Raw genomic sequence first — 22,305 nt, forward strand, 5'->3', positions numbered from 1 at the left:
CTCGGTAAGGTCCGACTTGGCGCCCCGGCGGCTCAGAGCGCCATCTCGTACTGGATCGTGATGGGCGCATGGTCCGAAAATCGCTCGGTCTTGTAAATCGTCTCGGTCCGTGCAAGCGCCGCGATCCCCGGCGTGGCCAGATGGTAGTCCAGCCGCCACCCCACGTTCTTCGCATACGCCTGCCCCCGGTTGCTCCACCATGTGTAGCACTCCTCGCCCGCCTCCGGCTTCAGCAGCCGATACACGTCGACCAGCCCGGTCTCCGACGTGATCTTCGTCATCCACGTCCGCTCCTCGGGCAGGAAGCCGCTGTTCTTGCGGTTGCCGCGCCAGTTCTTCAGGTCCCGCTCGTGGTGCGCGATGTTCACGTCGCCGCACAGGATGAATTCGCGCGACTGCTTCAGGCGCACGAGGTGCGGATCGATCTCGTCGAGGAAGCGGAACTTCGCGAGCTGCCGGTCCTCGCCCGACGAGCCGCTCGGAAAATAGCAACTGATGAGCGAGAACTTGCGCGCGGGCGTGTCGAAGCGCAGCTCGACATAGCGCCCCTCCGCGTCGAACTCGCCCGAGCCGAACCCGACGATGACGTCGCTCGGCTCGTGCCGGCTGAATGCACCCACGCCGGAATAGCCCTTTTTCTGCGCGTAATGGAAGTGGCCGCGCAGCCCGGCGAGGCTGTCGAAGCGGCCTTCGACGTCCGCCGCCTGCGCCTTGACCTCCTGCACGCAAATACAATCCGGCTTCACCTGCGCGAGCCACGCCTCGATACCTTTGCTGGTCGCGGAGCGGATGCCGTTGAGGTTGAGGCTGGTCAGTTTGAACAAGGATTGAGGCATGACGAAAGAGGGTGGCCAGGACGTCCTGGCGCAGGAGTTCGTGCAGTTCGCGGTGGAAGCCGGCGTCCTGCGCTTCGGCGAGTTCAAGACGAAAGCCGGTCGGCTGTCGCCCTACTTCTTCAATGCCGGCCTCTTCGACGACGGGGCCAAGCTCGGCCGGCTCGCGCAATTCTATGCACGCCGCATCGCGGCGTCGCGCATCGAGTTCGACATGATCTTCGGCCCCGCCTACAAGGGCATTCCGCTCGCCGCGGCCACCGCCGTCGAGCTCGCGCGGCTCGGGCGCAACGTGCCCTATGCCTACAACCGCAAGGAAGCCAAGGACCACGGCGAAGGCGGCACGCTGGTGGGCGCACCCGTGAAGGGCAAGGTGCTCATCATCGACGACGTGATGTCCGCCGGCACCGCGGCGCGCGAGTCCATCGCGATCATCGAAGCCGCCGGGGCGACGCCGCATGCGGTGGCCATCGCGCTCGACCGCCAGGAAAAGGCGACCGAGGGCGGCAGGGACGTGAACCATAGCGCCGTGCAGTACGTCCGCAACCAGCTCGGGCTGGAGGTTTGCGCGATTGCGGAGCTTGCCGACTTGCTTCAGTATCTTCGGCAGCACGCCGGCACGGAGCTGGGCGCGCATTACGACAAGGTCCTCGCCTATCGGGAGCGGTACGGCGTCGACTGACCACGAGGGGCGGCGTTTGTCGAGACCGAAGCACAAGGCAGTGGGGGCGTGCTTGCTGCTGGCGGGCAGCGTGGGCGGCGCGTGCGCGCAATCCATCTACGCCTGCGTCGACGCGAAGGGCCGGCGCCTCACGTCCGACCGGCCCATCGCGGAATGCATGGACCGCCCGCAAAAGGAGCTCAGTCCGTCCGGCACGGTTCGGCGCGTGGTCCCGCCGCCGATGACGGCCGACGAGCGCGCGGCGGCCGAGGAGAAGGCCCGCAAGCTGGCCGAGGAGAAGCTGCGCGAGGACGAGGAAAGGCGGCGCAACCGCGCCCTGCTCGCCCGCTATCCCGATGCCGGCTCGCACGAGCGTGAACGCGTCTCGTCACTGAAGCTCGTCGACGATGCGATCGCGATCGCGCAGAAGCGCGCGGTCGACCTCGACGAGCAGCAGAAGAAGCTCGCGCTGGAGACCGAGTTCTACAAGGGCGATGCGGCGCGGATGCCGCAGCGCCTGCGCAAGCAGATCGAGGAAAACGCGCAGCACCTGGCGGCGCAAAAACGCTTCATCGCGGAACGGCAGGAAGAAAAGAAGCGCATCAACGTGCGCTTCGACCAGGAGCTGGCGCGCCTGAAGCAGCTGTGGGTGGGCCAGCGCGGCCCCGCCTCACGGCCGGTGGCCGTCCCTACACCCCGAGCTTCTTCTTCAGCAGCTCGTTGACCTGCTGCGGATTGGCCTTGCCCTTGCTCGCCTTCATGGCCTGGCCCACGAGCGCGTTGAACGCCTTGTCCTTGCCCGCGCGGATCTGCGCGACGTTGTCGGGGTTGGCGGCGATGATGTCGTCGAGGATCTTCTCGAGCGCACCGCTGTCGTTCATCTGCTTCAGGCCCTTGGCCTCGATCACGGCGTCGACGTCGCTGCCCTCGCCGCTCCACAGCGCATCGAACACCTGGCGCGCCGCGTTGTTGGAGACCGTGCCGTCGGCGATGCGGCCGATGAGTCGCGCGAGCGTGAGCGCATCCACGGGCGCCGCGTCGATGCCGATGTCCTGTGCGTTCAGCCGGCGCGACACTTCGCCCATGATCCAGTTGCTCGCGAGCTTCGGCTGGCCGCAGGCCTGCGCGGCCGCTTCGAAGTAGGCGGCCATCGCCTTGCTCTGCGTGAGCGTCGCAGCGTCGTATTCGGGCAGGCCGTGGACCTGCACGAAGCGCGCGGCCATCGCGCGCGGCAACTCGGGCATCCCGGCCTTCACGCGCTCGATCCACTCGGCGGCGATCACGAGCGGGGGCAGGTCCGGGTCGGGGAAGTAGCGGTAGTCCGCGGCGTCTTCCTTCGTGCGCATCGCGCGTGTCTCGCCCGTGTCGGGGTCGAACAGCACGGTGGCCTGCTGGATCGCGCGGCCGTCCTCGATCTCGCCGATCTGCCACCGCGCTTCGTAGTCGATGGCCTGCTGCATGAAGCGGAAGCTGTTGAGGTTCTTGATCTCGCGGCGCGTGCCGAGCTTCTCGCCGGGCTTGCGCACCGAGACGTTCGCGTCGCAGCGGAACGAGCCTTCCTGCATGTTGCCGTCGCAGATGCCGATCCAGGTGACGATCTTGTGCAGTTCCTTCGCGTACGCCACGGCTTCGTCGGACGATCGCATGTCCGGCTCGGTCACGATCTCCAGCAGCGGCGTGCCCGCGCGGTTCAGGTCGATGCCCGACTGGCCGACGAAGTCCTCGTGCAGCGACTTGCCCGCGTCTTCTTCCAGGTGCGCGCGAACGAGCCGCACGGTCTTCTTCTCGTCGCCGACGTAGAACTCGACGCCGCCGCCTTGCACGACCGGAATCTCGAACTGGCTGATCTGGTAGCCCTTGGGCAAGTCGGGATAGAAGTAGTTCTTGCGCGCGAAGACGGATCGCGGCGCGACATGCGCGCCGATGGCGAGGCCGAAGCGGATGGCACGTTCGACGGCGCCCTTGTTCATCACCGGCAGCGTGCCCGGCAGCGCGAGGTCGACGGGCGACGCCTGCGTGTTCGGCTCCGCGCCGAAGGCCGTGGGCGAGCGGCTGAAGATCTTGCTCTGCGTCGAAAGCTGCGCGTGCGTCTCGAAGCCGATGACGACTTCGTAGCCCTGGATCAGTTTGGCGGGCATGTCAGAAGCCTTCCGGTTTGCGGAGGTGGAAATCGGTCGCTTGCTGGAACCGGTGGGCAGCGTTCAACAGCTTCGCTTCGGTAAAGTAGTTGCCCAGCAGTTGCAGCCCCACCGGCATGCCGCCCTCGCCGAATCCGCAGGGATGCGACATGCCCGGCAAGCCGGCGAGCGACCCCGGCAGGGTGAAGATGTCCGCGAGGTAATCCGCCAGCGGATCGTTGCCGTGCTCGCCGAGCTTCCACGCCACGCTCGGCGCGGCCGGCCCCGCGATCACGTCGCACTGCCCGAACGCCTGCTGGAAGTCGTCGGCGATCATGCGGCGGATCTTCTGCGCCTGCAGGTAGTAGGCGTCGTAGTAGCCATGCGAGAGCACATAGGCGCCGATCATGATGCGGCGCTTGACCTCGTCGCCGAACCCCTCGGCGCGGGTCTTCTTGTACATGTCGAGCAGATCGCCATGTTGAGCCGCGCGGTGGCCGAACTTCACGCCGTCGAAGCGCGAGAGGTTGGAGCTCGCCTCGGCCGGCGCGATGACGTAGTACACGGGAATCGCAAGCTCGGTGCGCGGCAGCGAGACCTCGACGAGCTTCGCGCCGAGCTTCTCGTACTCCTTCAGCGCGGCATCGATGGCGGCGCGCACGTCGGGCGCGAGCCCTTCGCCGAAGAACTCCCTGGGCAGGCCGATGCGCAAGCCTTCGAGGCTGCCGTTCAAGGAGCGCGAGAAGTCCTCGGCCGGCATGTCGAGCGAGGTCGAGTCGCGGTCCGGGTCCGGGCCGCACATGGCCGACAGCAGCAAGGCGCAATCTTCGGCCGTGCGCGCCATGGGCCCGGCCTGATCGAGGCTGGACGCGAAGGCGATCATCCCGTAGCGCGACGCGCGGCCGTAGGTCGGCTTGATGCCGGTCACGTTGCAGAACGACGCGGGCTGGCGGATGGAGCCGCCCGTGTCGGTGCCCGTCACGGCGGGCGCGAGCGAAGCCGCGACCGCCGCCGCGCTGCCGCCCGATGAGCCGCCGGGAATGCGGCTCGTGTCCCACGGATTCTTCACGGCCGCGAACGCGGAGTTCTCGTTCGACGAGCCCATGGCGAATTCGTCGCAGTTGAGCTTGCCCAGCGTGACGCAGCCGGCTTCGGCGAGTTTCGCCACCACCGTTGCATCGAACGGCGAGCGGTAACCGGAGAGCATCTTCGAGCCCGCGGTGCTCGGGAAGTCCGCCGTGACGAAGATGTCCTTGTGCGCGATGGGCACGCCGAGCAGGGGCGCGGCGTCGCCGGACGCGATGCGCTTTTCGGCCGCCTTCGCCTGCTCGATCGTCACCGCCTCGTCCGTGGCCAGAAACGCGCCGAGCGATTCGTGCTTCGCGATGCGGCCCAGGTAGTCCTTCGCCACTTCCACCGGCGAGACCTTGCGCGCTCGCAACTCGCCCGCGAGGCGCGCGACCGTCCAATCCATCATTCGATCACCTTCGGCACGAGAAAGAGGCCGCGCTCCACGGCGGGCGCGCTTCGCTGGTTGGCCTCGCGGCGGTTCGGCTCGCTCGCCACGTCGTCGCGCAGGCGCAGCGCGACGGGCTGGACCACATCGACCGGATGCGCCAGCGGTTCGATGCCCGCGGTGTCGACGCCGCGCATCTTCTCGACGATGCCGAAGAAGCCATTGATCTGAGAGAGCATGCGCTCGCTCTCGTCCGCGCTCAATTCCAGCCGCGCCAGGTTGGCGATGCGGCCGATGTCTTCAGGGGTCAGGGACATAGTGTAAAAAAGGCTTCGCGCACCCCCGGCGGGGGCGGGTCGACACAGGGGATCGGGTATTATCCCGCCTTTGGTGAACGGCCGCGAAAGCGGCCGATTTCACAGAAGAAACGAGGACTTTCCCAAATGTTCGGAGCTTTCCGTCGATACCTCTCGACCGACCTGGCCATCGACCTCGGCACCGCGAACACCCTGATCTTCGTCCGTGACAAAGGCATCGTGCTCGACGAGCCCTCCGTCGTCGCCATTCGCCACGAGGGCGGCCCCCAGGGCAAGAAAACGATCCAGGCCGTGGGCGCCGAAGCCAAGGCCATGCTCGGCAAGGTGCCGGGCAACATCGAGGCCATCCGCCCGATGAAGGACGGCGTGATCGCCGACTTCACCGTCACCGAGCAGATGCTCAAGCAGTTCATCAAGATGGTCCATCCCCGGTCCATCCTGAGGCCTTCGCCGCGCATCATCATCTGCGTCCCCTGCGGCTCCACCCAGGTCGAGCGCCGTGCGATCCGCGAGTCGGCGCTCGGCGCCGGCGCCTCCGAGGTCTACCTCATCGAGGAACCCATGGCCGCCGCGATCGGCGCCGGGCTGCCCGTGTCCGAAGCCTCCGGCTCCATGGTCGTCGACATCGGCGGCGGCACCACCGAGGTCGGCGTCATTTCGCTGGGCGGCATGGTCTACAAGGGCAGCGTGCGCGTGGGCGGCGACAAGTTCGACGAAGCCATCATCAGCTACATCCGCCGCAACTACGGCATGCTGATCGGCGAGCCTACGGCCGAGTCGATCAAGAAGCAGATCGGCTCCGCCTTCCCCGGCAGCGAGGTCAAGGAGATGGAGGTCAAGGGCCGCAACCTCTCCGAAGGCGTGCCGCGCTCCTTCACGATCTCGTCGAACGAGATCCTCGAGGCGCTCACCGATCCCCTGAACAACATCGTTTCGGCCGTCAAGAACGCGCTGGAACAGACGCCGCCCGAGCTCGGCGCCGACATCGCCGAGCGCGGCATGATGCTCACCGGCGGGGGCGCCCTGCTGCGCGACCTCGACCGCCTGCTGGCCGAAGAGACGGGCCTGCCCGTGCTGGTTGCTGAAGACCCGCTGACGTGCGTGGTCCGCGGCTGCGGCATCGCACTCGAACGCATGGAGCGACTGGGCTCGATCTTCACCAGCGAGTGATCGGCCTCGGCACAATACGCGGATGCCTTTAGGCACCCTCGACCGCACCCCCCCGCCCTTTTTCAAGCAGGGCCCGTCTGCACTCTCCAAGCTCATGGTGTGCAGCGCGCTCGCGCTGTTCCTCATGGTGGCGGATGCGCGCTTCAAGATGACGCAGCCGCTGCGCCAGGCGGTGGCGCTGGTGATCTTCCCCGTGCAGTGGCTCGCCATGCGGCCGGTGCTGGGCATGCGCTGGGTCTCCGAATATTTCGTCGGGCTCGACGCCGCGCAGTCGACGGAAGCCCAGGCCCGCGAGAAGCTCGCCCTGCAGTCGCTGCGCGCCAACCAGGTGGAGCAGCTCGCACTCGAGAACGAGCGGCTGCGCAAGCTGCTCGAACTGCGCGGCCGTCTCGTCACCACTTCGCTCGCCGCCGAGGTGCTCTACGACGCGGCCGACCCCTACACGCGCCGCGTGATCATCGACAAGGGGCTTGCGCAGGGCATCGAAGCCGGCTCGCCCGTCATCGACGAATCGGGCGTGCTGGGCCAGGTGACGCGCGTGCATCCGCTCATCAGCGAGGTGACGCTCGTGACCGACCGCGAGCAGGCGATTCCCGTGCTCAACACGCGCACGGGCTCGCGCGGCGTGGCGTACGGCGAACCGACGGCGCACAGCGGCTCGCTGGAGCTGCGCTACATGGCCGCCAACGCGGACGTGAAGCCGGGCGACGTGCTCACCACGAGCGGCGTCGACGGCGTCTACCCGCCGGGCCTGCCTGTCGGCGTGGTCGAAAAAGTGGAGCGGCGCCCCGACTCCGCCTTTGCCCGCATCGTCTGCAAGCCGCAGGCACTGGTCGACGGCGCCCGCCACGTGATGGTTCTCAAGCCGCTCACGGCGCAGATACCGCCTCGGCCCGAACCCGCGCCCTCGGACATTCCCGCAGCTAAAAAAGGGAACATCCGCAAATGATCATGCGCCCCGGCCAGCCCCTGCTGCTGCCCGCCAACACCTTGTTCATCTGGACGAGCCTCGTCATCGCGCTGCTCGTGAACATGCTGCCGCTCGGCCGGCTCCCCTGGCTGCCGGACTTCCTGGCGGTCGTGATCGTGTTCTGGAACGTCCACCAGCCGCAGCGCATCGGCGTCTTCGCCGCGTTCGCGTTCGGCCTCGCGCTCGACGTACACCAGGCGACGTTGCTGGGCCAGCATGCGCTTGCCTATACGGTGCTCAGCTATTTCGCGATCACGATCCATCGCCGCCTGCTGTGGTTCAAAGTGCCCTCGCAGGCGATGCAGGTGCTGCCGCTGTTCGCGGCCGCCCACGCCGTCGAGATCGCGATCCGCATGATGGCCGGCGGCGCGTTTCCCGGCATCACCGTCCTCCTGTCGCCGCTCATCGAAGCGCTGCTGTGGCCGATCGTGAGCATTTTGTTGCTCGCCCCCCAACGCAGGGCGCCCGATCCCGACGAAAATCGACCCCTATGAGGGCTCGTCGATGACCGAACTGCGCAACGTGGAAGCGGACCTGTCGCGCTTCCGCGCGCGGGTCCTGGTCGCGAGCCTGGCGGTGCTCGTCTGTTTCCTGCTGCTCGCCTCGCGGCTGGTGTACCTGCAGGTGTTCCGGCATGCCGACCTCGACGAGCAGGCCGAAAACAACCGCACGGCGATCGTGCCCATCGTCCCGAACCGCGGCCTCATCGTCGACCGCAACGGCATCGTGCTCGCGACGAACTATTCGGCCTACACGCTGGAGATCCAGCCGTCGCGCCTCGACCGGCCGCTCGAGCGCGTGATCGACGAGCTTTCCCAGATCATCGACATCCAGCAGCGCGACCGCCGCCGCTTCAAGAAGCTCCTGGACGAATCGAAGAGCATCGAGTCGCTGCCCATCCGCACGAAGCTGACCGACGAGGAGGTCGCGCGCTTCGCCGCCCAGCGCTTCCGCTTCGCGGGCGTCGACATCAAGGCGCGGCTCTTTCGCAACTATCCGTGGGGCGAGCTCGCGAGCCATGCCATCGGCTACATCGGGCGCATCAACCAGACCGAGAAGCAGGCCATCGGCGACTGGGCCGAGGAAGACCAGGCCAACTACCGCGGCACGGAGTACATCGGCAAGCTCGGCGTGGAGCAGAGCTTCGAGAAGCAGCTGCACGGCATCACCGGCGTCGAGGAGGTCGAGACGTCCGCCGGCGGGCGCGCGGTGCGTCGCCTGGCCAGCCACCCCGCGACCCCGGGAAACACGGTCGTGCTGTCGCTCGACATCAAGCTGCAGAAGCTGGTGGAGGACATGTATGGCGAGCGGCGCGGCGCGCTCGTGGCGCTCGACCCGAAGAGCGGCGAGGTGCTGGCCTTCGTCAGCAAGCCGACCTTCGACCCCAACCTCTTCGTCGACGGCATCGACCACGAGAACTGGCAGCTGCTCAACGAGTCGATCGAAAAGCCGCTGCTCAACCGCGCGCTGCGCGGGACCTACCCGCCGGGCTCGACGTACAAGCCGTTCATGGCGCTCGGCGCGCTGACCACGGGCAAGCGTTCGGCCACGCAGATCATCCATGACGGCGGCTCGTGGGCGTTCGGCGGCCACGTGTTCCGCAGCCACGGCGACCACGGGCTGGGCGCCGTCGACATGCACGCCAGCATCGTCAAATCGAGCAACGTCTACTACTACTCGCTCGCCAACGAGATGGGCGTGGACCTGATGCACGACTTCATGAAGCCCTTCGGCTTCGGCCAGCACACGGGCATCGACATCTTCGGCGAGGTGCGCGGCGTGCTGCCTTCCACCGAGTGGAAGCGCAACTACTACCGCCGCCCCGAGCAGAAGAAGTGGTATGCGGGCGAGACGATTTCGCTGGGCATCGGCCAGGGCTACAACAGCTTCACGATGCTGCAGCTCGCGCAGGCCACCGCCACGCTCGCCAACAACGGCGTGAAGAACAAGCCGCACCTCGTGATCGCCACGCAGGACGCGATGTCGAAGAAGCAGACGCCGCTGCCGCGCGAGCCGGCCGTGAACCTTGGCGTGCAGCCGGACCACGTCGCCGTCGTCCGCAAGGCCATGGTCGCCGTGACCCAGCAGGGCACGTCGACGCACGTGTTCCGCGGCGCGCCCTACCTCTCGGGCGGCAAGACCGGCACGGCCCAGGCCGTCACCGTCGCGCAGGGGACGAAGTACAACGCCTCGAAGCTCGAGGAGCATCAGCGCGATCACTCGCTCTACATCGCCTTCGCGCCGGCGGACGATCCGAAGATCGCGATTGCCGCCATCGTGGAGAACGCCGGTTTCGGCGCGGCCCATGCGGCCCCGATCGCCCGCCGCATCTTCGATTACTGGCTCGTCAACCAGTATCCGAGCGAGGAAGACCTCGAGGCCGTGCGCAAGGGCCAGGCCACCGCGCCGATCGGCAAGCCGCGCGTCGCGTCCGAAGTGGCATGGCCCCCGGGTGCAGGCGCCGCGGGCGCGGCGGTACCGGCGGCATCCGCCACGCTCGTGATGTCGCCGATGGCAGCCGCGTCGGCGGCGGTGGCGGCGGCCTCGGCGGCGCAAGGCCCCGTCGCTCCCGCGATGCCGGCCGCGCCGGCTCCGGCCGCACCCTCGCCCGCCGCGGCCGCAACGGTGCCCGCGGCCTCCACCCTGAGAGTCGCCACGCGGCCTCGTTGAGACCCCGCGCGCCGATCGCCGCGCACCGATCTCGCTCGCTCAGGTCCGCGGCACGCGCCCCAGCAACCAGGCGCCCACCGCATCCGGCATCGCATTCACGTGGCCGGGCCAGCGGCCGGACGGAAATCCGACGTGCCCGCCCTCCGCCGGTTGCCACAGCGTCACGGATTCGCTCACGTCCCCGGCGTGCGGCAGGCTCTGCGCGGGCACGAACGGATCGTTGCGCGCATTGAGCGCCAGCGCCGGAATGCGGATGCGCGACATGTACGGTTTGGCCGAGGCACGCGCCCAGTAGTCGTCGGTGCCCGCGAAACCGTGCAGCGGCGCCGTGAAGATGTTGTCGAACTCGTAGAGGTCGCGCGCCGCGAGCAGCGCCTCGCGGTCGAACAGATCGGGGTGCTGCGCGAGCTTGCGCAGCGCCTTCGGCTTCATCGAGCGCAGGAACATCGTCGTGTAGACGACGCGGTTGAATCCTTTGCCGATGGCGCGTCCGCCCGCGGCGAGGTCGAGCGGCGAACAGATCGACGCAACCGCGCTCACGAGGTGCGAGGCGCGCGCTTCCCACTCGCCGGCCCAGCGCATGAGCGCATTCCCGCCGAGGGACACGCCTGCGGCGACCATGGGACCCTCGTGCCGTTCGCGCAGGCGCCCGAGGATCCAAGCGATCTCTTCATGATCGCCGGAGTGGTAGGCCCGCGGCCCGGCGTTGAGCTCGCCGCTGCAGCCGCGGAAATGCGGCACGACGAAGCCGATGCCCTGCACCTTCGCGAATGCGGCGAAGGCTTCGGCATAGTGGCTGCGCGAGGAGCCCTCGAGACCGTGGAACAGCACGAGCAGCGGGGCATTCCCCCGTGCCACTTCGTCCTGCCAATCCAGATCGATGAAATCCCCATCCGGCGTCGTCCACCGTTCGCGCCGGTACGTCGGCGCGGCGCCGGTCGTGCGACGCGCGCACAGCGCCGCCCAGATCGTCTGCAGGTTGCCGCCCGGCAACCACCAGGGCGCGCGGTATCCGTTCAATGGAGGACCGAGGGCGATTCCGTCACTTCCTGGACGTCGCTCGTGGTGCCCGGACTCGCATGGTGCGCGACCATGCGCCAGCCCTGCGCGGTGCGGTGATAAACGTTCGTGGCGATCACCCACGCATGCGTCGGACCCTGCGGCGTCAGCACCTCGACCTTCTCCAGCAGGTTGTGAACGGCGCTCGCGATCGACACCGTCTTGCGCACATGCTGCGGCCACGCCCGGATGCTGCCGTTGGCGAACATCGCCTCGAAGGTCGCGCGAATCGCCATCGCGCCCACGACGCGCGGGCCGCCGGGGTGGATGCAGACGATGTCGTCCTCGTCCGCCCAGCAGGCCATCAGCTTCTCGATGTCCGCGTTCTGCAGGGCGTGGTAGAAGGCCGCCTCCACGTCGTCGGCGTTGCCTTCGAGGTTGGCCTGCTGAAGCTTGGACTTGCGCATCGGATGAATTGTGCCTGCGCCGGCTACCTTGCGAGCCAGCTTGCCGCAACCGCCCGCGCATCGCCCTGGCCCGCCCGCCACACCGTCTCCGGCGCGGCGACGTGGATGCCCGGCGGGGCGAGCTCGAGCGACGCGGCCAGCAGCTGCGCCACCTTCGCGGCGCGCACCGGCTGCTCGCTCGCCGGCACCATGTACTTGAAGACGGAGAGCATGAATCGCGCGACCCGTTCCGGAAAATTCGCGCCGGCCACGTCCACGGGCTTCTGCGGCGAACGCAGCACCAGCAGCCGGTCGAAGTGCAAGGCCGCGACGGCCTGCTCGTCGAGATTCGCGAGGCCGTGCTTCAGGGCTTCAGGCAACCGGCCCTGCAAATGCGGCAGCACCACCGCGAGCGATGCGACGCCGCTGCGCCGCAGCCACGCGGCCAGTGCGGGCAGGCGATCCGGCACCGGCGTCCACAGGGCGCGCTCCCGGTCGTAGAACAGGCGCGCCGGCTCGAACATCACCACGGCCGCATCGGCCTGCGACGGCGGCCACTCGGAGGGATCGTCGGACGGCACGACCGCGACGCTCACGCCGCGGAGTCCGACCGTGATGGGCTCTCGCGCCAGCACCTGCGTATCGGAAAAGGCGCCGCCGCCGGCCAGACGGTTGAGCACTTCATTGCCCAGCACGCCGGTGGCGCCCGCGACGATCAGGCGCGGCTTCGGCGGCGCGACGGGCGGCGCGCGCCGGGCGCCTTGAAGCACTTGAATCGGGTCCTGACGCATCCCATCTATGCTACCGTTGCGCCCACTTCGAGAAAGGTCTTTCCATGAAACGATGGTTGTCGATCCTCGCCGCGTTCGCGGTGCTGTCGCTCACCGGTTGCGGCTACAACGACTTCCAACGCCTGGACGAGCAGACCAAATCCGCGTGGAGCGAAGTGCTCAACCAGTACCAGCGCCGCGCCGACCTCATCCCGAACCTCGTCGCCACGGTCAAGGGCGAAGCGAACTTCGAGCAGGACACATTGACGCGCGTGATCGAAGCGCGCTCGAAGGCGACGGCCGTGCAGGTGACGCCCGAGACGCTGAACGACCCGCAGGCTTTCCAGCGCTTCCAGCAGGCGCAGGGCGAACTGTCGAGCGCGCTGTCGCGGCTGCTCGTGGTGAGCGAGCGCTACCCCGACCTCAAGGCGAACCAGGCGTTCCGCGGATTGCAGGCGCAGCTCGAGGGCACGGAGAACCGCATCACCGTGGCGCGCAACCGCTACATCCAGACGGTGCAGGAGTACAACGTGCTGCGCCGCAGCTTCCCGACCAACCTGACGGCGATGGTCTTCAACTACGACGTCAAGCCGAACTTCACGGTGCAGAACGAAGCGCAGATCTCGGCGCCGCCGAAGGTGGAGTTCGGGACGACGCCGGGTGCGCCCGCGCCCGCGCCCGCCCCCGCGGCACCCACGGCCCCGGCCGCCAGCCGATAGGACGGCGTGCGCCGGCTGCTCGTTCTCGTAGTCGCCCTCTGGGCGCTGGCGGCCGGCGCCCAGAACCTGCTGCCCGTCCCCGAGTTGACGGCCCGCGTCATCGACCAGACGGGCACGCTCGACGACATCCAGCGCAAGGGACTCGACGACAAGCTCGCCGCGCTCGAGAAGAGCAAGGGCTCGCAGGTCGTCTTCCTGCTCGTGCCGACGACGCAGCCGGAGGACGTCTTCAGCTACGCCAACCGCGTCGCGAACACCTGGAAGATCGGCCGCAAGGGGGTAGGCGACGGCGTGCTGCTCGTCGTCGCGAAGAACGACCGCAAGATCAACCTGCAGATCGCGAAGACGCTCGAAGGCGCGATCCCCGACGTCACGGCCAAGCAGATCATCGACCAGGAGATCACGCCGAAATTCCGTCAGAACGACTTCGCTGGCGGTTTGCTGGCGGCGGCGGACCAGATCGTGGCGCGCATCGGCGGCGAGGCGCTGCCCGCGCCGCCCGCCGAGCCGGAGAAGAAGGCGATGGGTGTGGAAGGCTTCGACTGGTTCGACCTCGCGATCTTTCTTTTCGTCGCCGTGCCGATCATCGCGAAGGTCCTGCGCGGCCTGTTCGGCAAGCTCGGCCCGGTGGTGGCGGGTGGCGGCGCGGGGATGATCGCGTTCGTCGTCACCTCGAGTCTCGTCGTCGCGGGCATCGCGGGCGTCGTCGCGCTCATCATCGCCTTGCTCTCCGGCGGCCTCGGCGGCGGTCGCCGAGGCGGCTTCGGCGGCGGTCCGTGGGTCTCCACCGGGGGCTTCGGGGGCGGTGGGGGCGGCAGCGGCTGGGGCGGGGGCGGCGGAGGCGGCTTCAGTTCCGGCGGCGGCGGCGACTTCGGGGGCGGCGGCGCCTCGGGGGACTGGTGATGGCCATCGGAAAGATCAAGCGCCTGTTCGCGCATCGCTGGCTCGACGAGTCGGACACCCGCAAGGCCATTCCGCCCGATCTCGTGAAGCGGCTCGGCGAACGCGTGGCGGCGAGCGAGAAGCGGCACACCGGCGAGATCCGCCTCTATATCGAGGCGGGTCTGCCCACGAGCTACATCCTGCGCGGCGCAACGCCGCGCGAGCGTGCGGTGGCGATGTTCGGCAAGCTGCGCGTGTGGGACACGGAGCAGAACAACGGCGTGTTGATCTACCTGATGCTGGCCGAGCATGCGATCGAGATCGTCGCGGATCGTGGGCTGAGCCGGCGGGTGCCCGATGCGGAATGGAAGGCGATCGTGCAGCGCATGGGGTCGGCGTTCCGCGAGAAGCGCTTCGAGGAGGGGCTCACGCAGGCACTGTCGGAGGTGTCGGCGCTGCTGGTGCAGCACTTTCCGCTGGCGGATGGGGCCGCGGACCGCAACGAATTGCCGGACGAACCCGCCCTCGGCTGAAACGAAAAAGCCCCGCTCTTTCGAACGGGGCTCGCAGCGGATCGAGGCGCTCGACGCGCTCGACGCTTACTTCTTCTGCCGGTACTTGCGCAAAGCAGCGAGCTGCGCGGCCATGACGGCCAGTTCGGACGTCGCCTTCGCCACGTCGATCTCGCTCTTGGCGTTCTTCAGGGCTTCTTCGGCCGCCTGGCGCGCCTGGTTGGCCTTCTCTTCGTCCAGGTCCTTGCCGCGGATGGCGGTGTCGGAGAGTACGGTCACGCGGTTCGGCTGCACTTCGAGAATGCCGCCGGCCACGAACACGAACTCCTCGCTGCCGTCCGCCTTCTCGATGCGCACCGAGCCCGCCTTCACGCGCGTGATGAGCGGCGTGTGGCGCGGATAGATGCCGAGCTCGCCGGCCTCGCCGGGCAGCGCCACGAAGCGCGCCTCGCCGGAGAAGATGCTCTCCTCCGCCGAGACCACGTCGACGTGGATGGTGTGGGTGGTGTCGACCATCTTCGTTGGACCTTAGGCGGCCAGCTTCTTCGCCTTCTCGAAGGCTTCGTCGATGGTGCCGACCATGTAGAACGCCTGCTCGGGCAGGTGGTCGCATTCGCCGGCCACGATCATCTTGAAGCCGCGAATCGTCTCGGAGAGCGGCACGTACTTGCCGGGCGAGCCCGTGAACACTTCGGCCACGTGGAACGGCTGCGACAGGAAACGCTGGATCTTGCGCGCGCGCGCCACGGCCAGCTTGTCTTCCGGCGACAGTTCGTCCATGCCCAGGATGGCGATGATGTCGCGCAGTTCCTTGTAGCGCTGCAGCGTCTGCTGCACGGCGCGGGTCGTGTTGTAGTGGTCTTCGCCGACGACGTTGGGGTCGACCTGGCGCGACGTGGAGTCGAGCGGGTCCACCGCGGGGTAGATGCCCAGCGCGGCGATGTCGCGCGACAGCACCACCGTGGCGTCGAGGTGGGCGAAGGTCGTGGCGGGCGACGGGTCGGTCAGGTCGTCCGCGGGGACGTACACGGCCTGGATCGAGGTGATCGAGCCGACCTTGGTCGACGTGATGCGCTCCTGCAGGCGGCCCATTTCCTCGGCCAGCGTCGGCTGGTAGCCCACGGCGGACGGCATGCGGCCCAGCAGCGCGGACACTTCCGTGCCGGCCAGCGTGTAGCGGTAGATGTTGTCCACGAAGAACAGCACGTCGCGGCCCTCGTCGCGGAACGACTCGGCGATGGTGAGGCCCGTCAACGCCACGCGCAGGCGGTTGCCGGGGGGCTCGTTCATCTGGCCGTACACCATGGCCACTTTCGACTCCGACAGGTTGTCGAGCTTCACGACGCCCGAGTCAGCCATCTCGTGATAGAAGTCGTTGCCTTCGCGGGTGCGCTCACCCACGCCGGCGAACACCGACAGGCCCGAGTGCGCCTTGGCGATGTTGTTGATCAGCTCCATCATGTTCACGGTCTTGCCCACGCCGGCGCCGCCGAACAGGCCCACCTTGCCGCCCTTGGCGAAAGGGCAGATCAGGTCGATCACCTTGATGCCGGTTTCGAGCAGTTCCTGCGAGGGCGACAGCTCGTCGTACGCGGGGGCCTTGCGGTGAATGGGGGCGGACAGCGTGCCGTCGACCGGGCCACGCTCGTCGATGGGGTTGCCGAGCACGTCCATGATGCGGCCGAGCGTCGCGGTACCCACGGGCACCGTGATCGGGGCGCCGGTGTTGTACACCATCGAGCCACGGCGCAGGCCGTCGGACGAACCCAGCGCAATGGTGCGCACCACGCCGTCGCCCAGCTGCTGCTGCACTTCGAGCGTGAGGGCCGTGCCCTCCATCTTCAGCGCGTCGTACACGCGCGGCATCGATTCGCGCGGGAACTCGACGTCGACGACGGCGCCGATGCACTGAACGATTTTTCCTTGAACTTGAGCCATAGGTTGCTCCAAATATTTAAACGGCGGCGGCACCCGACACGATCTCCGAAAGTTCTTTCGTGATCGCGGCCTGGCGCGTCTTGTTGTAGACCAGCTTGAGTTCGCCGATGAGGTTGCCTGCGTTGTCGGTGGCCGACTTCATGGCCACCATGCGCGCGGACTGCTCCGAAGCCATGTTTTCCGCGACGGCCTGGTAAACCAGGGCCTCGACGTAGCGAAGCAGCAGGTCGTCGATGACGGTCTGCGCGTCGGGCTCGTAGATGTAGTCCCAGCCCGGCTCGCCGCCGGACGCCTTGGACTCGGCCTCCATCTTGGCGGCGGACAGCGGCAGCAGGACCTCGAGGGTCGGCTCCTGCCGCATGGTGTTGATGAACTTCGTGTACGCGATGTACACGGTGCTCAGCTTGCCGGCGGCGTACTGGTCGAGCAGAACCTTCACCGGGCCGATCAGGCGGTCGAGGTGCGGCGTGTCGCCCAGCTGCGTGACGTGCGAGACGACCTGCGCGCCGATGCGGTTGAGGAAGCCGAGGCCCTTGTTGCCGATGGCCACGGTCTGCACCTGCACGCCATCGCCCTGCAGTTCGCGGATCTTTTGCGTGACCGCGCGCAGCACGTTGGTGTTGAGGCCCCCGCAGAGGCCCTTGTCGGTGGAAACGACGATGACCCCGGCGGCCTTCACGTCGTTCGTCTTCATGAACGCGTGCGTGTACTCGGGGTTGGCCTTGCCGAGGTTGGCCGCGATGTTGCGGACTTTCTCGCTGTAGGGCCGGGCCGAGCGCATGCGTTCCTGCGCCTTGCGCATCTTCGAGGCGGCGACCATTTCCATGGCCTTCGTGATCTTCTTGGTGTTCTCCACCGACTTGATCTTGCCGCGAATCTCTTTGCCTGCAGCCATTGCCGTTTTCCTGCCTTGAAGGGTTTAGGCGAAGGTCTTCTTGAACGCTTCGATGGCGGCCGTGAGCTCGCCCTCGGCGTCCTTGTCCATCGCCTTGTTCGTCTCGAGCTTTTGCAGCAGCGCCGCCTGCTTGTCCTTGAGGTAGGCATGCAGGCCGTGCTCGAAGGCGAGGACGCGCTTGACGTCGAGGTCGTCGAAGTAGCCCTTGTTCACCGCGAACAGCGACGCAGCCATCAGCGAGATGGGCAGCGGGCTGTACTGGGGCTGCTTGAGCAGTTCGGTCACGCGCGCGCCGCGATCGAGCTGCTTGCGCGTGGCCGCGTCGAGGTCGGAGGCGAACTGCGCGAACGCGGCCAGCTCACGGTACTGCGCGAGGTCGGTACGGATACCGCCGGACAGGCCCTTGATCAGCTTCGTCTGCGCGGCGCCGCCCACGCGGGACACCGAAATACCCGCGTTGATGGCGGGACGGATGCCGGCGTTGAACAGCGACGTTTCCAGGAAGATCTGGCCGTCCGTGATCGAGATCACGTTGGTCGGCACGAAAGCGGACACGTCGCCGGCCTGCGTTTCGATGATCGGCAGCGCGGTCAGCGAACCGGTCTTGCCCTTGACCTCGCCCTTGGTGAACGCTTCCACGTAGTCGGCGTTCACGCGCGCGGCGCGCTCGAGCAGGCGGCTGTGGAGATAGAACACGTCGCCGGGATACGCTTCGCGGCCCGGCGGGCGGCGCAGCAGCAGCGAGACCTGGCGGTAGGCGACGGCCTGCTTGGACAGGTCGTCATAGATGATCAGCGCGTCCTGCCCGCGGTCGCGGAAGTACTCGCCCATCGTGCAGCCCGAGTACGCCGAGACGTACTGCATGGCGGCGGATTCGGACGCCGACGCGGCGACGACGATGGTGTACTCCATCGCGCCGTTCTGCTCGAGCGCGCGAACGATGTTCTTGATCGTGGACGCCTTCTGCCCGATGGCGACGTACACGCAGGTCATGTTCTGACCCTTCTGATTGATGATCGTGTCGACGGCCACGGCGGACTTGCCCGTCTGGCGGTCGCCGATGATCAGCTCGCGCTGGCCGCGGCCGATGGGCACCATCGCGTCGATGGACTTCAGGCCGGTCTGTACCGGCTGGTCGACCGACTTGCGCGCGATCACGCCCGGGGCGACCTTCTCGATCACGTCCGTGAGCTTCGCGTTGATCGGGCCCTTGCCGTCGATCGGCTGGCCGAGCGCGTTGACCACGCGGCCGATGAGTTCGGGGCCGACGGGCACTTCGAGAATGCGGCCCGTGCATTTGACGGTATCGCCTTCGGAGATGTGCTCGTACTCGCCCAGAATCACGGCGCCGACGGAGTCGCGCTCGAGGTTCAGCGCGAGGCCGTACGTGGGCGTGCCGTCGGCGGTTGCCGGGAATTCCAGCATTTCGCCGGCCATGGCATCGGACAAGCCGTGGACGCGGACGATGCCGTCGGTGACCGAGATGACCGTGCCCTGATTGCGGATGTCGGCGGTGGCCGCGAGGCCCTCGATCCGGCTCTTGATCAGTTCGGAGATTTCAGCGGGATTGAGTTGCATGACTCTTCGCTTTCCTTCTGTGCTGCTCGTCGCCTTCAGGCGGCGAGCGCGACTTTCATTTGTTCGAGGCGGGCCTTGACGGAGGTGTCGAGCACCTCGTCGCCGACCACCACGCGGATGCCGCCGATCAGCGACTCGTCCTGCACGACCGTCAGGTTCAGCTTGCGACCGAAGCGCTTCTCGAGCGCCGCGGACACCCGGCCGAGGTCGAAGTCGGAGATCGGGAACGCGCTGTGGACGACGGCGTCGGACGAGCCGCTTTGCGCGTTCTTCATGTCGCGGAACTGGCGCGCGACTTCGGGCAGTGCGGCGAGGCGGCCGTTGTCGATGATCGCGCGCAGGAAGTTGCGGCCCGACTCGGACAGCTGCGCCTTCGACACGCCGACCATCAGGTCGAAGACCTGCTGCTCGGTCGCCTTCGGGTTGCCGGCGAACTGCAGCATCTGCTCGTTTCCGGCGACCGCGGCCAGCGCGTCGAGCCACTGGCTCGTCGCGGCGTCGCCGCTCGAAGCCTTGTACAAGGCCTCCGCGTACGGGCGGGCAATGGTGGCGAGTTCGGCCATCTCTTGCTTCCCTTACAGCTCGGTCTGCAGGCGCTGCAGCAGCTCGGCGTGGACGCCCGCGTTGACTTCCTTGCGCAGGATCTGCTCGGCGCCTTTGACGGCCAGCGCGGCGACCTGCTCGCGAAGCGCTTCGCGCGCTTTCACGGTCTGCTGGTCGGCCTCGGCCTTCGCGGCGGCGATGATCTTGTTCGCCTCTTCGGTCGCGCGGCCCTTCGCCTCTTCGACGATGCCCTGCGCGCGACGCTCGGCGTCGGCCAGCATCTGCGCCGTCTCGTTGCGCGACTTGGCGAGCTCTTCCTCGACACGGCGGTCGGCCGCGGCGAGTTCCGACTTGGCCTTGTCGGCGGCCGCCAGGCCCTCGGCGATCTTGCGCGCGCGCTCGTCGAGCGCAGCCGCGATCGGGGGCCAGACGTACTTCATCGTGAACCCGACCAGGATCAGGAACACGATCATCTGAACGATGAGGGTACCGGTGATGCTCACTTTGTCATCCTTGCTCCCGCGTGCCCTGTGGCAGCGGGAAAGTGGTGGAAGGATGCGAAGAAATTACTTCGGCAGGTTGGCGATCTGGCCCAGGAACGGGTTGGCGGTGGCGAACCACAGCGCGATACCGGTGCCGATGATGAACGCCGCGTCGATCAGGCCGGCCAGCAGGAACATCTTGGTCTGCAGCTCGTTCATGAGCTCGGGCTGGCGGGCGGCGGCTTCAAGGTACTTGCTGCCCATGATGCCGATCCCGATGCACGCGCCGATGGCGCCCAGGCCGATGATGAGGCCCGCGGCCAGTGCGACAAAGCTGATGACTTCCATTTGTTTTCTCCTAAGGAACGTTGGTGGTGAAACTGAAAAAAGAAACTCGATTTAGTGCGCGTCGTGCGCCTGGCCCACGTAGACGAGCGTCAGCATCATGAACACGAACGCCTGCAGCGTGATGATCAGGATGTGGAAGATCGCCCAGGCGGTGCCCGCGATGATGTGGCCGATGGCCAGGCCGATGCCCGTCGCCGAGAGCGACCAGGCGCCGCCCATGAGCGCGATCAGCATGAAGATCAGCTCGCCGGCATACATGTTGCCGAACAGTCGCATGCCGTGCGAGACCGTCTTGGCGACGAACTCGATGATCTGCATGAGGAAGTTGAACGGCCACAGCAGCGGGTGCGAGCCGAAGGGCGCCGTGAACAGCTCGTGGATCCAGCCGCCCGCGCCCTTGATCTTGACGTTGTAGTACAGGCAGACCAGCAGCACCGCGAGCGACAGGCCCATCGTGACCGAGAGGTCGGCGGTCGGCACGACGCGCATGTAGTCGGGCGCGCCGACGGCGGGCGCGACGCCGTGCCAGATCTGGGGAATGAGGTCGACGGGCAGCAGGTCCATCGCGTTCATCAGGAAGATCCAGACGAAGACGGTGAGCGCGAGGGGCGCCACGAACTTGCGGCTCTGTGCGTTGTGCACGATGCCCTTGGCCTGCGAATCGACCATTTCCACCAGCACCTCGACGGCGGCCTGGAAGCGGCCCGGCACGCCGGACGTGGCCTTGCGCGCGGCGCGCCACAGGAGCAGGCAGCCGAGCACGCCGAGCAGCGTGGCCCAGAAGATCGAATCGAAATTGAAGACGCCGAAATCGACGACGCCCGTCGGTTTGCGGTTTTGAAGGAAGCCGAGGTGGTGGACGATGTATTCGCCAGCGGTCGGTCCGGTTGCGGATGCAGCCATTTCTTGTCTCAGTTCTCAGTTCGTCTCGGACGCGGCTTGAAGGCCAGCGCCACCCAATACACCTTCATCGCGAGGATGAGACCCACCAGCAGCGCCGGCCAGCTCAACCCCGGGACAAGTTTCGGCGCCAGCATCAGCATGGCCACCGAAATCCCGATCTTGACCATCTCCCACAGCAGGAACCCGATGGCGGCAGTGCCGGCATTGAGCGAAGAGAACCGCCCGGTGAGCCCCCGCGCGAACACGGCCGCGGGAATCACCACGGCCATCGCGCCATAGAAGGCGGACCACCCGACGTTCTGCTTCCCGGTGAAGGCCCATGCGGCCAATGCCGTCACGACCGCCACGACCGCCTGACCCGCGACCACCCGCCAGGGGGAGACCGGCGGGTTCTGCTCGCGCAGCCGTCGCGCCTGTTCGGCGCTGATCGGCTGCACGGGGAGCTCCTCCGAATCCTTGTCTTCCTCGGGATAGGGCGCGATGTGTTTCATGTTGCCCGCGTGTCGCCCGGGGAATTTTGCAAAGCCGCTCATTATAAGTAGAAACCCCCGCCGAAATCGACCTTGTCTGACGGCCCGGTCAGGTGGCCGCCGACAGCCAAGTAGTTTTACCTACCGCGCCACGGCCAGGCCGCACAATCGCGGACATGCACAACCTCCTACTGTTTCTCCATCTCGCCGCCGCCATCTTCTGGATGGGCGGCATGGCGTTCCTCGTGCTTGCGATGCGCCCAGCCGCCCATGCACACCTGCAGCCGCCGCAGCGCCTGCCCTTCGCCACCGATGTACTGCGACGCTTCTTCGTCGTCGTCGCGGCGAGCATCGCGGTGCTGCTTTCGACCGGCGCCTGGCTGCTGATGCAGGGCGGGCGCGGCGTGCCGCCGGGCTGGCACGCCATGGCCGGCCTGGGCGTGGTGATGATGCTCATCTTCGGCCATATCTGGTTTTCGCCTTTTCGAAAGCTGAAGGCCGCCGTGGCGGCAGGGGACTGGCCGAAGGGCGGCGCGGCGATGCAGCAGATCACCCTGCTCGCCAAGATCAATCTCGGCCTCGGCTGGATCGCCATCGCGGCGGTGATGTTGTGGCGTTGAGCGGAG

The 22,305-nt window shown here is 67.3% G+C and carries 26 protein-coding genes; 10 read left to right on the forward strand and 16 right to left on the reverse strand.

The annotated features are described in order from the left end of the window. Nucleotides 1–32: 32 nt before the first annotated feature. Nucleotides 33–824: an exodeoxyribonuclease III gene (locus AB7E83_RS10405; RefSeq protein WP_428568757.1), complete on the reverse strand. Its 792-nt coding sequence runs from the start codon at nucleotides 822–824 to the stop codon at nucleotides 33–35. A 10-nt stretch (nucleotides 825–834) separates the two neighbouring features. Between AB7E83_RS10405 and pyrE the strand changes: the two genes are divergently transcribed. Both pyrE and AB7E83_RS10415 read left to right on the forward strand, forming a co-directional pair. Further along, nucleotides 835–1,515, forward strand: coding sequence for an orotate phosphoribosyltransferase (gene pyrE / locus AB7E83_RS10410; protein ID WP_428568759.1), 681 nt, complete (start codon nucleotides 835–837; stop codon nucleotides 1,513–1,515). Nucleotides 1,516–1,531: 16 nt separating this feature from the next. Continuing rightward, complete coding sequence (locus AB7E83_RS10415) at nucleotides 1,532–2,218, forward strand: DUF4124 domain-containing protein (protein WP_428568761.1); 687 nt, start codon at nucleotides 1,532–1,534, stop codon at nucleotides 2,216–2,218. Here AB7E83_RS10415 and gatB read toward each other — a convergent pair. From gatB to gatC, 3 genes are read right to left on the reverse strand one after another with little or no spacing between them, the layout of a single operon-like run. Further along, complete coding sequence (gene gatB, locus AB7E83_RS10420) at nucleotides 2,184–3,632, reverse strand: Asp-tRNA(Asn)/Glu-tRNA(Gln) amidotransferase subunit GatB (RefSeq protein WP_428568764.1); 1,449 nt, start codon at nucleotides 3,630–3,632, stop codon at nucleotides 2,184–2,186. The genes AB7E83_RS10415 and gatB overlap by 35 nt on opposite strands. Before the next feature lies 1 nt (nucleotide 3,633). After that, nucleotides 3,634–5,088: an Asp-tRNA(Asn)/Glu-tRNA(Gln) amidotransferase subunit GatA gene (gatA, locus tag AB7E83_RS10425; protein ID WP_428568767.1), complete on the reverse strand. Its 1,455-nt coding sequence runs from the start codon at nucleotides 5,086–5,088 to the stop codon at nucleotides 3,634–3,636. Then, entirely contained in the window at nucleotides 5,085–5,384 is a 300-nt protein-coding gene (gatC, locus tag AB7E83_RS10430) for an Asp-tRNA(Asn)/Glu-tRNA(Gln) amidotransferase subunit GatC (RefSeq protein ID WP_428568769.1), read from the reverse strand. The genes gatA and gatC overlap by 4 nt, the downstream gene beginning before the upstream one ends. A gap of 126 nt (nucleotides 5,385–5,510) precedes the next feature. Between gatC and AB7E83_RS10435 the strand changes: the two genes are divergently transcribed. From AB7E83_RS10435 to mrdA, 4 genes are read left to right on the forward strand one after another with little or no spacing between them, the layout of a single operon-like run. Then, nucleotides 5,511–6,554, forward strand: a complete 1,044-nt coding sequence (locus AB7E83_RS10435) for a rod shape-determining protein (protein ID WP_428568772.1) — start codon at nucleotides 5,511–5,513, stop codon at nucleotides 6,552–6,554. Nucleotides 6,555–6,576: 22 nt separating this feature from the next. Beyond that, a complete protein-coding gene (mreC, locus tag AB7E83_RS10440) occupies nucleotides 6,577–7,503 on the forward strand; it encodes a rod shape-determining protein MreC (protein ID WP_428568775.1) in 927 nt (308 codons plus the stop codon). Next, nucleotides 7,500–8,018 (forward strand): rod shape-determining protein MreD, encoded by a 519-nt coding sequence (gene mreD / locus AB7E83_RS10445; RefSeq protein ID WP_428568778.1) that lies wholly within the window; start codon nucleotides 7,500–7,502, stop codon nucleotides 8,016–8,018. Before mreC ends, mreD begins: the two co-directional genes overlap by 4 nt. A gap of 10 nt (nucleotides 8,019–8,028) precedes the next feature. Next, nucleotides 8,029–10,194, forward strand: coding sequence for a penicillin-binding protein 2 (gene mrdA / locus AB7E83_RS10450; RefSeq protein ID WP_428568781.1), 2,166 nt, complete (start codon nucleotides 8,029–8,031; stop codon nucleotides 10,192–10,194). 39 nt (nucleotides 10,195–10,233) lie between these two features. On the opposite strand, the gene AB7E83_RS10455 is transcribed toward mrdA, so the two are convergent. Genes AB7E83_RS10455 through AB7E83_RS10465 form a run of 3 tightly spaced genes read right to left on the reverse strand, consistent with a single transcriptional unit; the run spans nucleotide 10,234 to nucleotide 12,409 of the window. Then, the gene (locus tag AB7E83_RS10455) at nucleotides 10,234–11,214 is read right to left on the reverse strand and encodes a YheT family hydrolase (protein WP_428568783.1); all 981 of its coding nucleotides are present in this window, start codon (nucleotides 11,212–11,214) and stop codon (nucleotides 10,234–10,236) included. Further along, nucleotides 11,211–11,660, reverse strand: a complete 450-nt coding sequence (locus AB7E83_RS10460) for a YybH family protein (RefSeq protein ID WP_428568785.1) — start codon at nucleotides 11,658–11,660, stop codon at nucleotides 11,211–11,213. Before AB7E83_RS10460 ends, AB7E83_RS10455 begins: the two co-directional genes overlap by 4 nt. 23 nt (nucleotides 11,661–11,683) lie before the next feature. Then, nucleotides 11,684–12,409: a hypothetical protein gene (locus AB7E83_RS10465; protein WP_428568788.1), complete on the reverse strand. Its 726-nt coding sequence runs from the start codon at nucleotides 12,407–12,409 to the stop codon at nucleotides 11,684–11,686. A 65-nt stretch (nucleotides 12,410–12,474) separates the two neighbouring features. On the opposite strand from AB7E83_RS10465, the gene AB7E83_RS10470 reads away from it, so the two are divergent. The 3 genes from AB7E83_RS10470 to AB7E83_RS10480 are packed head-to-tail and all read left to right on the forward strand — an operon-like array spanning nucleotide 12,475 to nucleotide 14,543. Then, complete coding sequence (locus AB7E83_RS10470; protein WP_428568790.1) at nucleotides 12,475–13,128, forward strand: LemA family protein; 654 nt, start codon at nucleotides 12,475–12,477, stop codon at nucleotides 13,126–13,128. A gap of 6 nt (nucleotides 13,129–13,134) precedes the next feature. Next, nucleotides 13,135–14,031, forward strand: coding sequence for a TPM domain-containing protein (locus AB7E83_RS10475; protein ID WP_428568793.1), 897 nt, complete (start codon nucleotides 13,135–13,137; stop codon nucleotides 14,029–14,031). Further along, on the forward strand, nucleotides 14,031–14,543 hold the full coding sequence (locus tag AB7E83_RS10480) for a TPM domain-containing protein (RefSeq protein WP_428568796.1): 513 nt from the start codon (nucleotides 14,031–14,033) through the stop codon (nucleotides 14,541–14,543). Before AB7E83_RS10475 ends, AB7E83_RS10480 begins: the two co-directional genes overlap by 1 nt. 66 nt (nucleotides 14,544–14,609) lie before the next feature. Here the strand turns inward: AB7E83_RS10480 and AB7E83_RS10485 are convergent, their stop codons facing one another. The 9 genes from AB7E83_RS10485 to AB7E83_RS10525 form a co-directional block, all read right to left on the reverse strand. After that, a complete protein-coding gene (locus AB7E83_RS10485; RefSeq protein ID WP_428568798.1) occupies nucleotides 14,610–15,038 on the reverse strand; it encodes a F0F1 ATP synthase subunit epsilon in 429 nt (142 codons plus the stop codon). Between the two features lie 12 nt (nucleotides 15,039–15,050). Next, entirely contained in the window at nucleotides 15,051–16,460 is a 1,410-nt protein-coding gene (atpD, locus tag AB7E83_RS10490) for a F0F1 ATP synthase subunit beta (protein ID WP_428568801.1), read from the reverse strand. 16 nt (nucleotides 16,461–16,476) lie between these two features. Beyond that, nucleotides 16,477–17,355 carry a F0F1 ATP synthase subunit gamma gene (gene atpG, locus AB7E83_RS10495; RefSeq protein ID WP_428568803.1) on the reverse strand — a complete coding sequence of 293 codons (879 nt, stop codon included), beginning with the start codon at nucleotides 17,353–17,355 and terminating at the stop codon, nucleotides 16,477–16,479. Nucleotides 17,356–17,379: 24 nt separating this feature from the next. Continuing rightward, nucleotides 17,380–18,933 (reverse strand): F0F1 ATP synthase subunit alpha, encoded by a 1,554-nt coding sequence (atpA, locus tag AB7E83_RS10500; RefSeq protein WP_428568806.1) that lies wholly within the window; start codon nucleotides 18,931–18,933, stop codon nucleotides 17,380–17,382. 35 nt (nucleotides 18,934–18,968) lie between these two features. Beyond that, on the reverse strand, nucleotides 18,969–19,496 hold the full coding sequence (locus tag AB7E83_RS10505) for a F0F1 ATP synthase subunit delta (protein ID WP_428568809.1): 528 nt from the start codon (nucleotides 19,494–19,496) through the stop codon (nucleotides 18,969–18,971). A 12-nt stretch (nucleotides 19,497–19,508) separates the two neighbouring features. Then, on the reverse strand, nucleotides 19,509–19,979 hold the full coding sequence (locus AB7E83_RS10510; RefSeq protein WP_428568812.1) for a F0F1 ATP synthase subunit B: 471 nt from the start codon (nucleotides 19,977–19,979) through the stop codon (nucleotides 19,509–19,511). A 63-nt stretch (nucleotides 19,980–20,042) separates the two neighbouring features. Beyond that, complete coding sequence (gene atpE, locus AB7E83_RS10515) at nucleotides 20,043–20,306, reverse strand: F0F1 ATP synthase subunit C (RefSeq protein WP_168109379.1); 264 nt, start codon at nucleotides 20,304–20,306, stop codon at nucleotides 20,043–20,045. Between the two features lie 51 nt (nucleotides 20,307–20,357). Further along, on the reverse strand, nucleotides 20,358–21,209 hold the full coding sequence (gene atpB, locus AB7E83_RS10520) for a F0F1 ATP synthase subunit A (protein ID WP_428568816.1): 852 nt from the start codon (nucleotides 21,207–21,209) through the stop codon (nucleotides 20,358–20,360). A gap of 8 nt (nucleotides 21,210–21,217) precedes the next feature. Next, a complete protein-coding gene (locus AB7E83_RS10525) occupies nucleotides 21,218–21,700 on the reverse strand; it encodes an ATP synthase subunit I (RefSeq protein ID WP_428568819.1) in 483 nt (160 codons plus the stop codon). A 155-nt stretch (nucleotides 21,701–21,855) separates the two neighbouring features. Between AB7E83_RS10525 and AB7E83_RS10530 the strand changes: the two genes are divergently transcribed. After that, nucleotides 21,856–22,299, forward strand: coding sequence for a CopD family protein (locus AB7E83_RS10530; protein ID WP_428568822.1), 444 nt, complete (start codon nucleotides 21,856–21,858; stop codon nucleotides 22,297–22,299). Nucleotides 22,300–22,305: the final 6 nt, after the last annotated feature.

It is taken from the genome of Ramlibacter sp. (assembly GCF_050250995.1).
Classification (GTDB): Bacteria; Pseudomonadota; Gammaproteobacteria; order Burkholderiales; family Burkholderiaceae_C; genus Ramlibacter.

Excerpts from the sequence above, each read along its gene's own strand:
- pyrE (WP_428568759.1), top strand. The coding sequence starts at position 835 with ATGACGAAAGAGGGTGGCCAGGACGTCCTGGCGCAGGAGTTCGTGCAG.
- gatB (WP_428568764.1), bottom strand. The coding sequence starts at position 3,632 with ATGCCCGCCAAACTGATCCAGGGCTACGAAGTCGTCATCGGCTTCGAG.
- gatA (WP_428568767.1), bottom strand. The coding sequence starts at position 5,088 with ATGATGGATTGGACGGTCGCGCGCCTCGCGGGCGAGTTGCGAGCGCGC.
- gatC (WP_428568769.1), bottom strand. The coding sequence starts at position 5,384 with ATGTCCCTGACCCCTGAAGACATCGGCCGCATCGCCAACCTGGCGCGG.
- AB7E83_RS10435 (WP_428568772.1), top strand. The coding sequence starts at position 5,511 with ATGTTCGGAGCTTTCCGTCGATACCTCTCGACCGACCTGGCCATCGAC.
- mreC (WP_428568775.1), top strand. The coding sequence starts at position 6,577 with ATGCCTTTAGGCACCCTCGACCGCACCCCCCCGCCCTTTTTCAAGCAG.
- mreD (WP_428568778.1), top strand. The coding sequence starts at position 7,500 with ATGATCATGCGCCCCGGCCAGCCCCTGCTGCTGCCCGCCAACACCTTG.
- mrdA (WP_428568781.1), top strand. The coding sequence starts at position 8,029 with ATGACCGAACTGCGCAACGTGGAAGCGGACCTGTCGCGCTTCCGCGCG.
- AB7E83_RS10460 (WP_428568785.1), bottom strand. The coding sequence starts at position 11,660 with ATGCGCAAGTCCAAGCTTCAGCAGGCCAACCTCGAAGGCAACGCCGAC.
- AB7E83_RS10470 (WP_428568790.1), top strand. The coding sequence starts at position 12,475 with ATGAAACGATGGTTGTCGATCCTCGCCGCGTTCGCGGTGCTGTCGCTC.
- AB7E83_RS10480 (WP_428568796.1), top strand. The coding sequence starts at position 14,031 with ATGGCCATCGGAAAGATCAAGCGCCTGTTCGCGCATCGCTGGCTCGAC.
- AB7E83_RS10485 (WP_428568798.1), bottom strand. The coding sequence starts at position 15,038 with ATGGTCGACACCACCCACACCATCCACGTCGACGTGGTCTCGGCGGAG.
- atpD (WP_428568801.1), bottom strand. The coding sequence starts at position 16,460 with ATGGCTCAAGTTCAAGGAAAAATCGTTCAGTGCATCGGCGCCGTCGTC.
- atpG (WP_428568803.1), bottom strand. The coding sequence starts at position 17,355 with ATGGCTGCAGGCAAAGAGATTCGCGGCAAGATCAAGTCGGTGGAGAAC.
- atpA (WP_428568806.1), bottom strand. The coding sequence starts at position 18,933 with ATGCAACTCAATCCCGCTGAAATCTCCGAACTGATCAAGAGCCGGATC.
- AB7E83_RS10505 (WP_428568809.1), bottom strand. The coding sequence starts at position 19,496 with ATGGCCGAACTCGCCACCATTGCCCGCCCGTACGCGGAGGCCTTGTAC.
- atpE (WP_168109379.1), bottom strand. The coding sequence starts at position 20,306 with ATGGAAGTCATCAGCTTTGTCGCACTGGCCGCGGGCCTCATCATCGGC.
- atpB (WP_428568816.1), bottom strand. The coding sequence starts at position 21,209 with ATGGCTGCATCCGCAACCGGACCGACCGCTGGCGAATACATCGTCCAC.
- AB7E83_RS10525 (WP_428568819.1), bottom strand. The coding sequence starts at position 21,700 with ATGAAACACATCGCGCCCTATCCCGAGGAAGACAAGGATTCGGAGGAG.
- AB7E83_RS10530 (WP_428568822.1), top strand. The coding sequence starts at position 21,856 with ATGCACAACCTCCTACTGTTTCTCCATCTCGCCGCCGCCATCTTCTGG.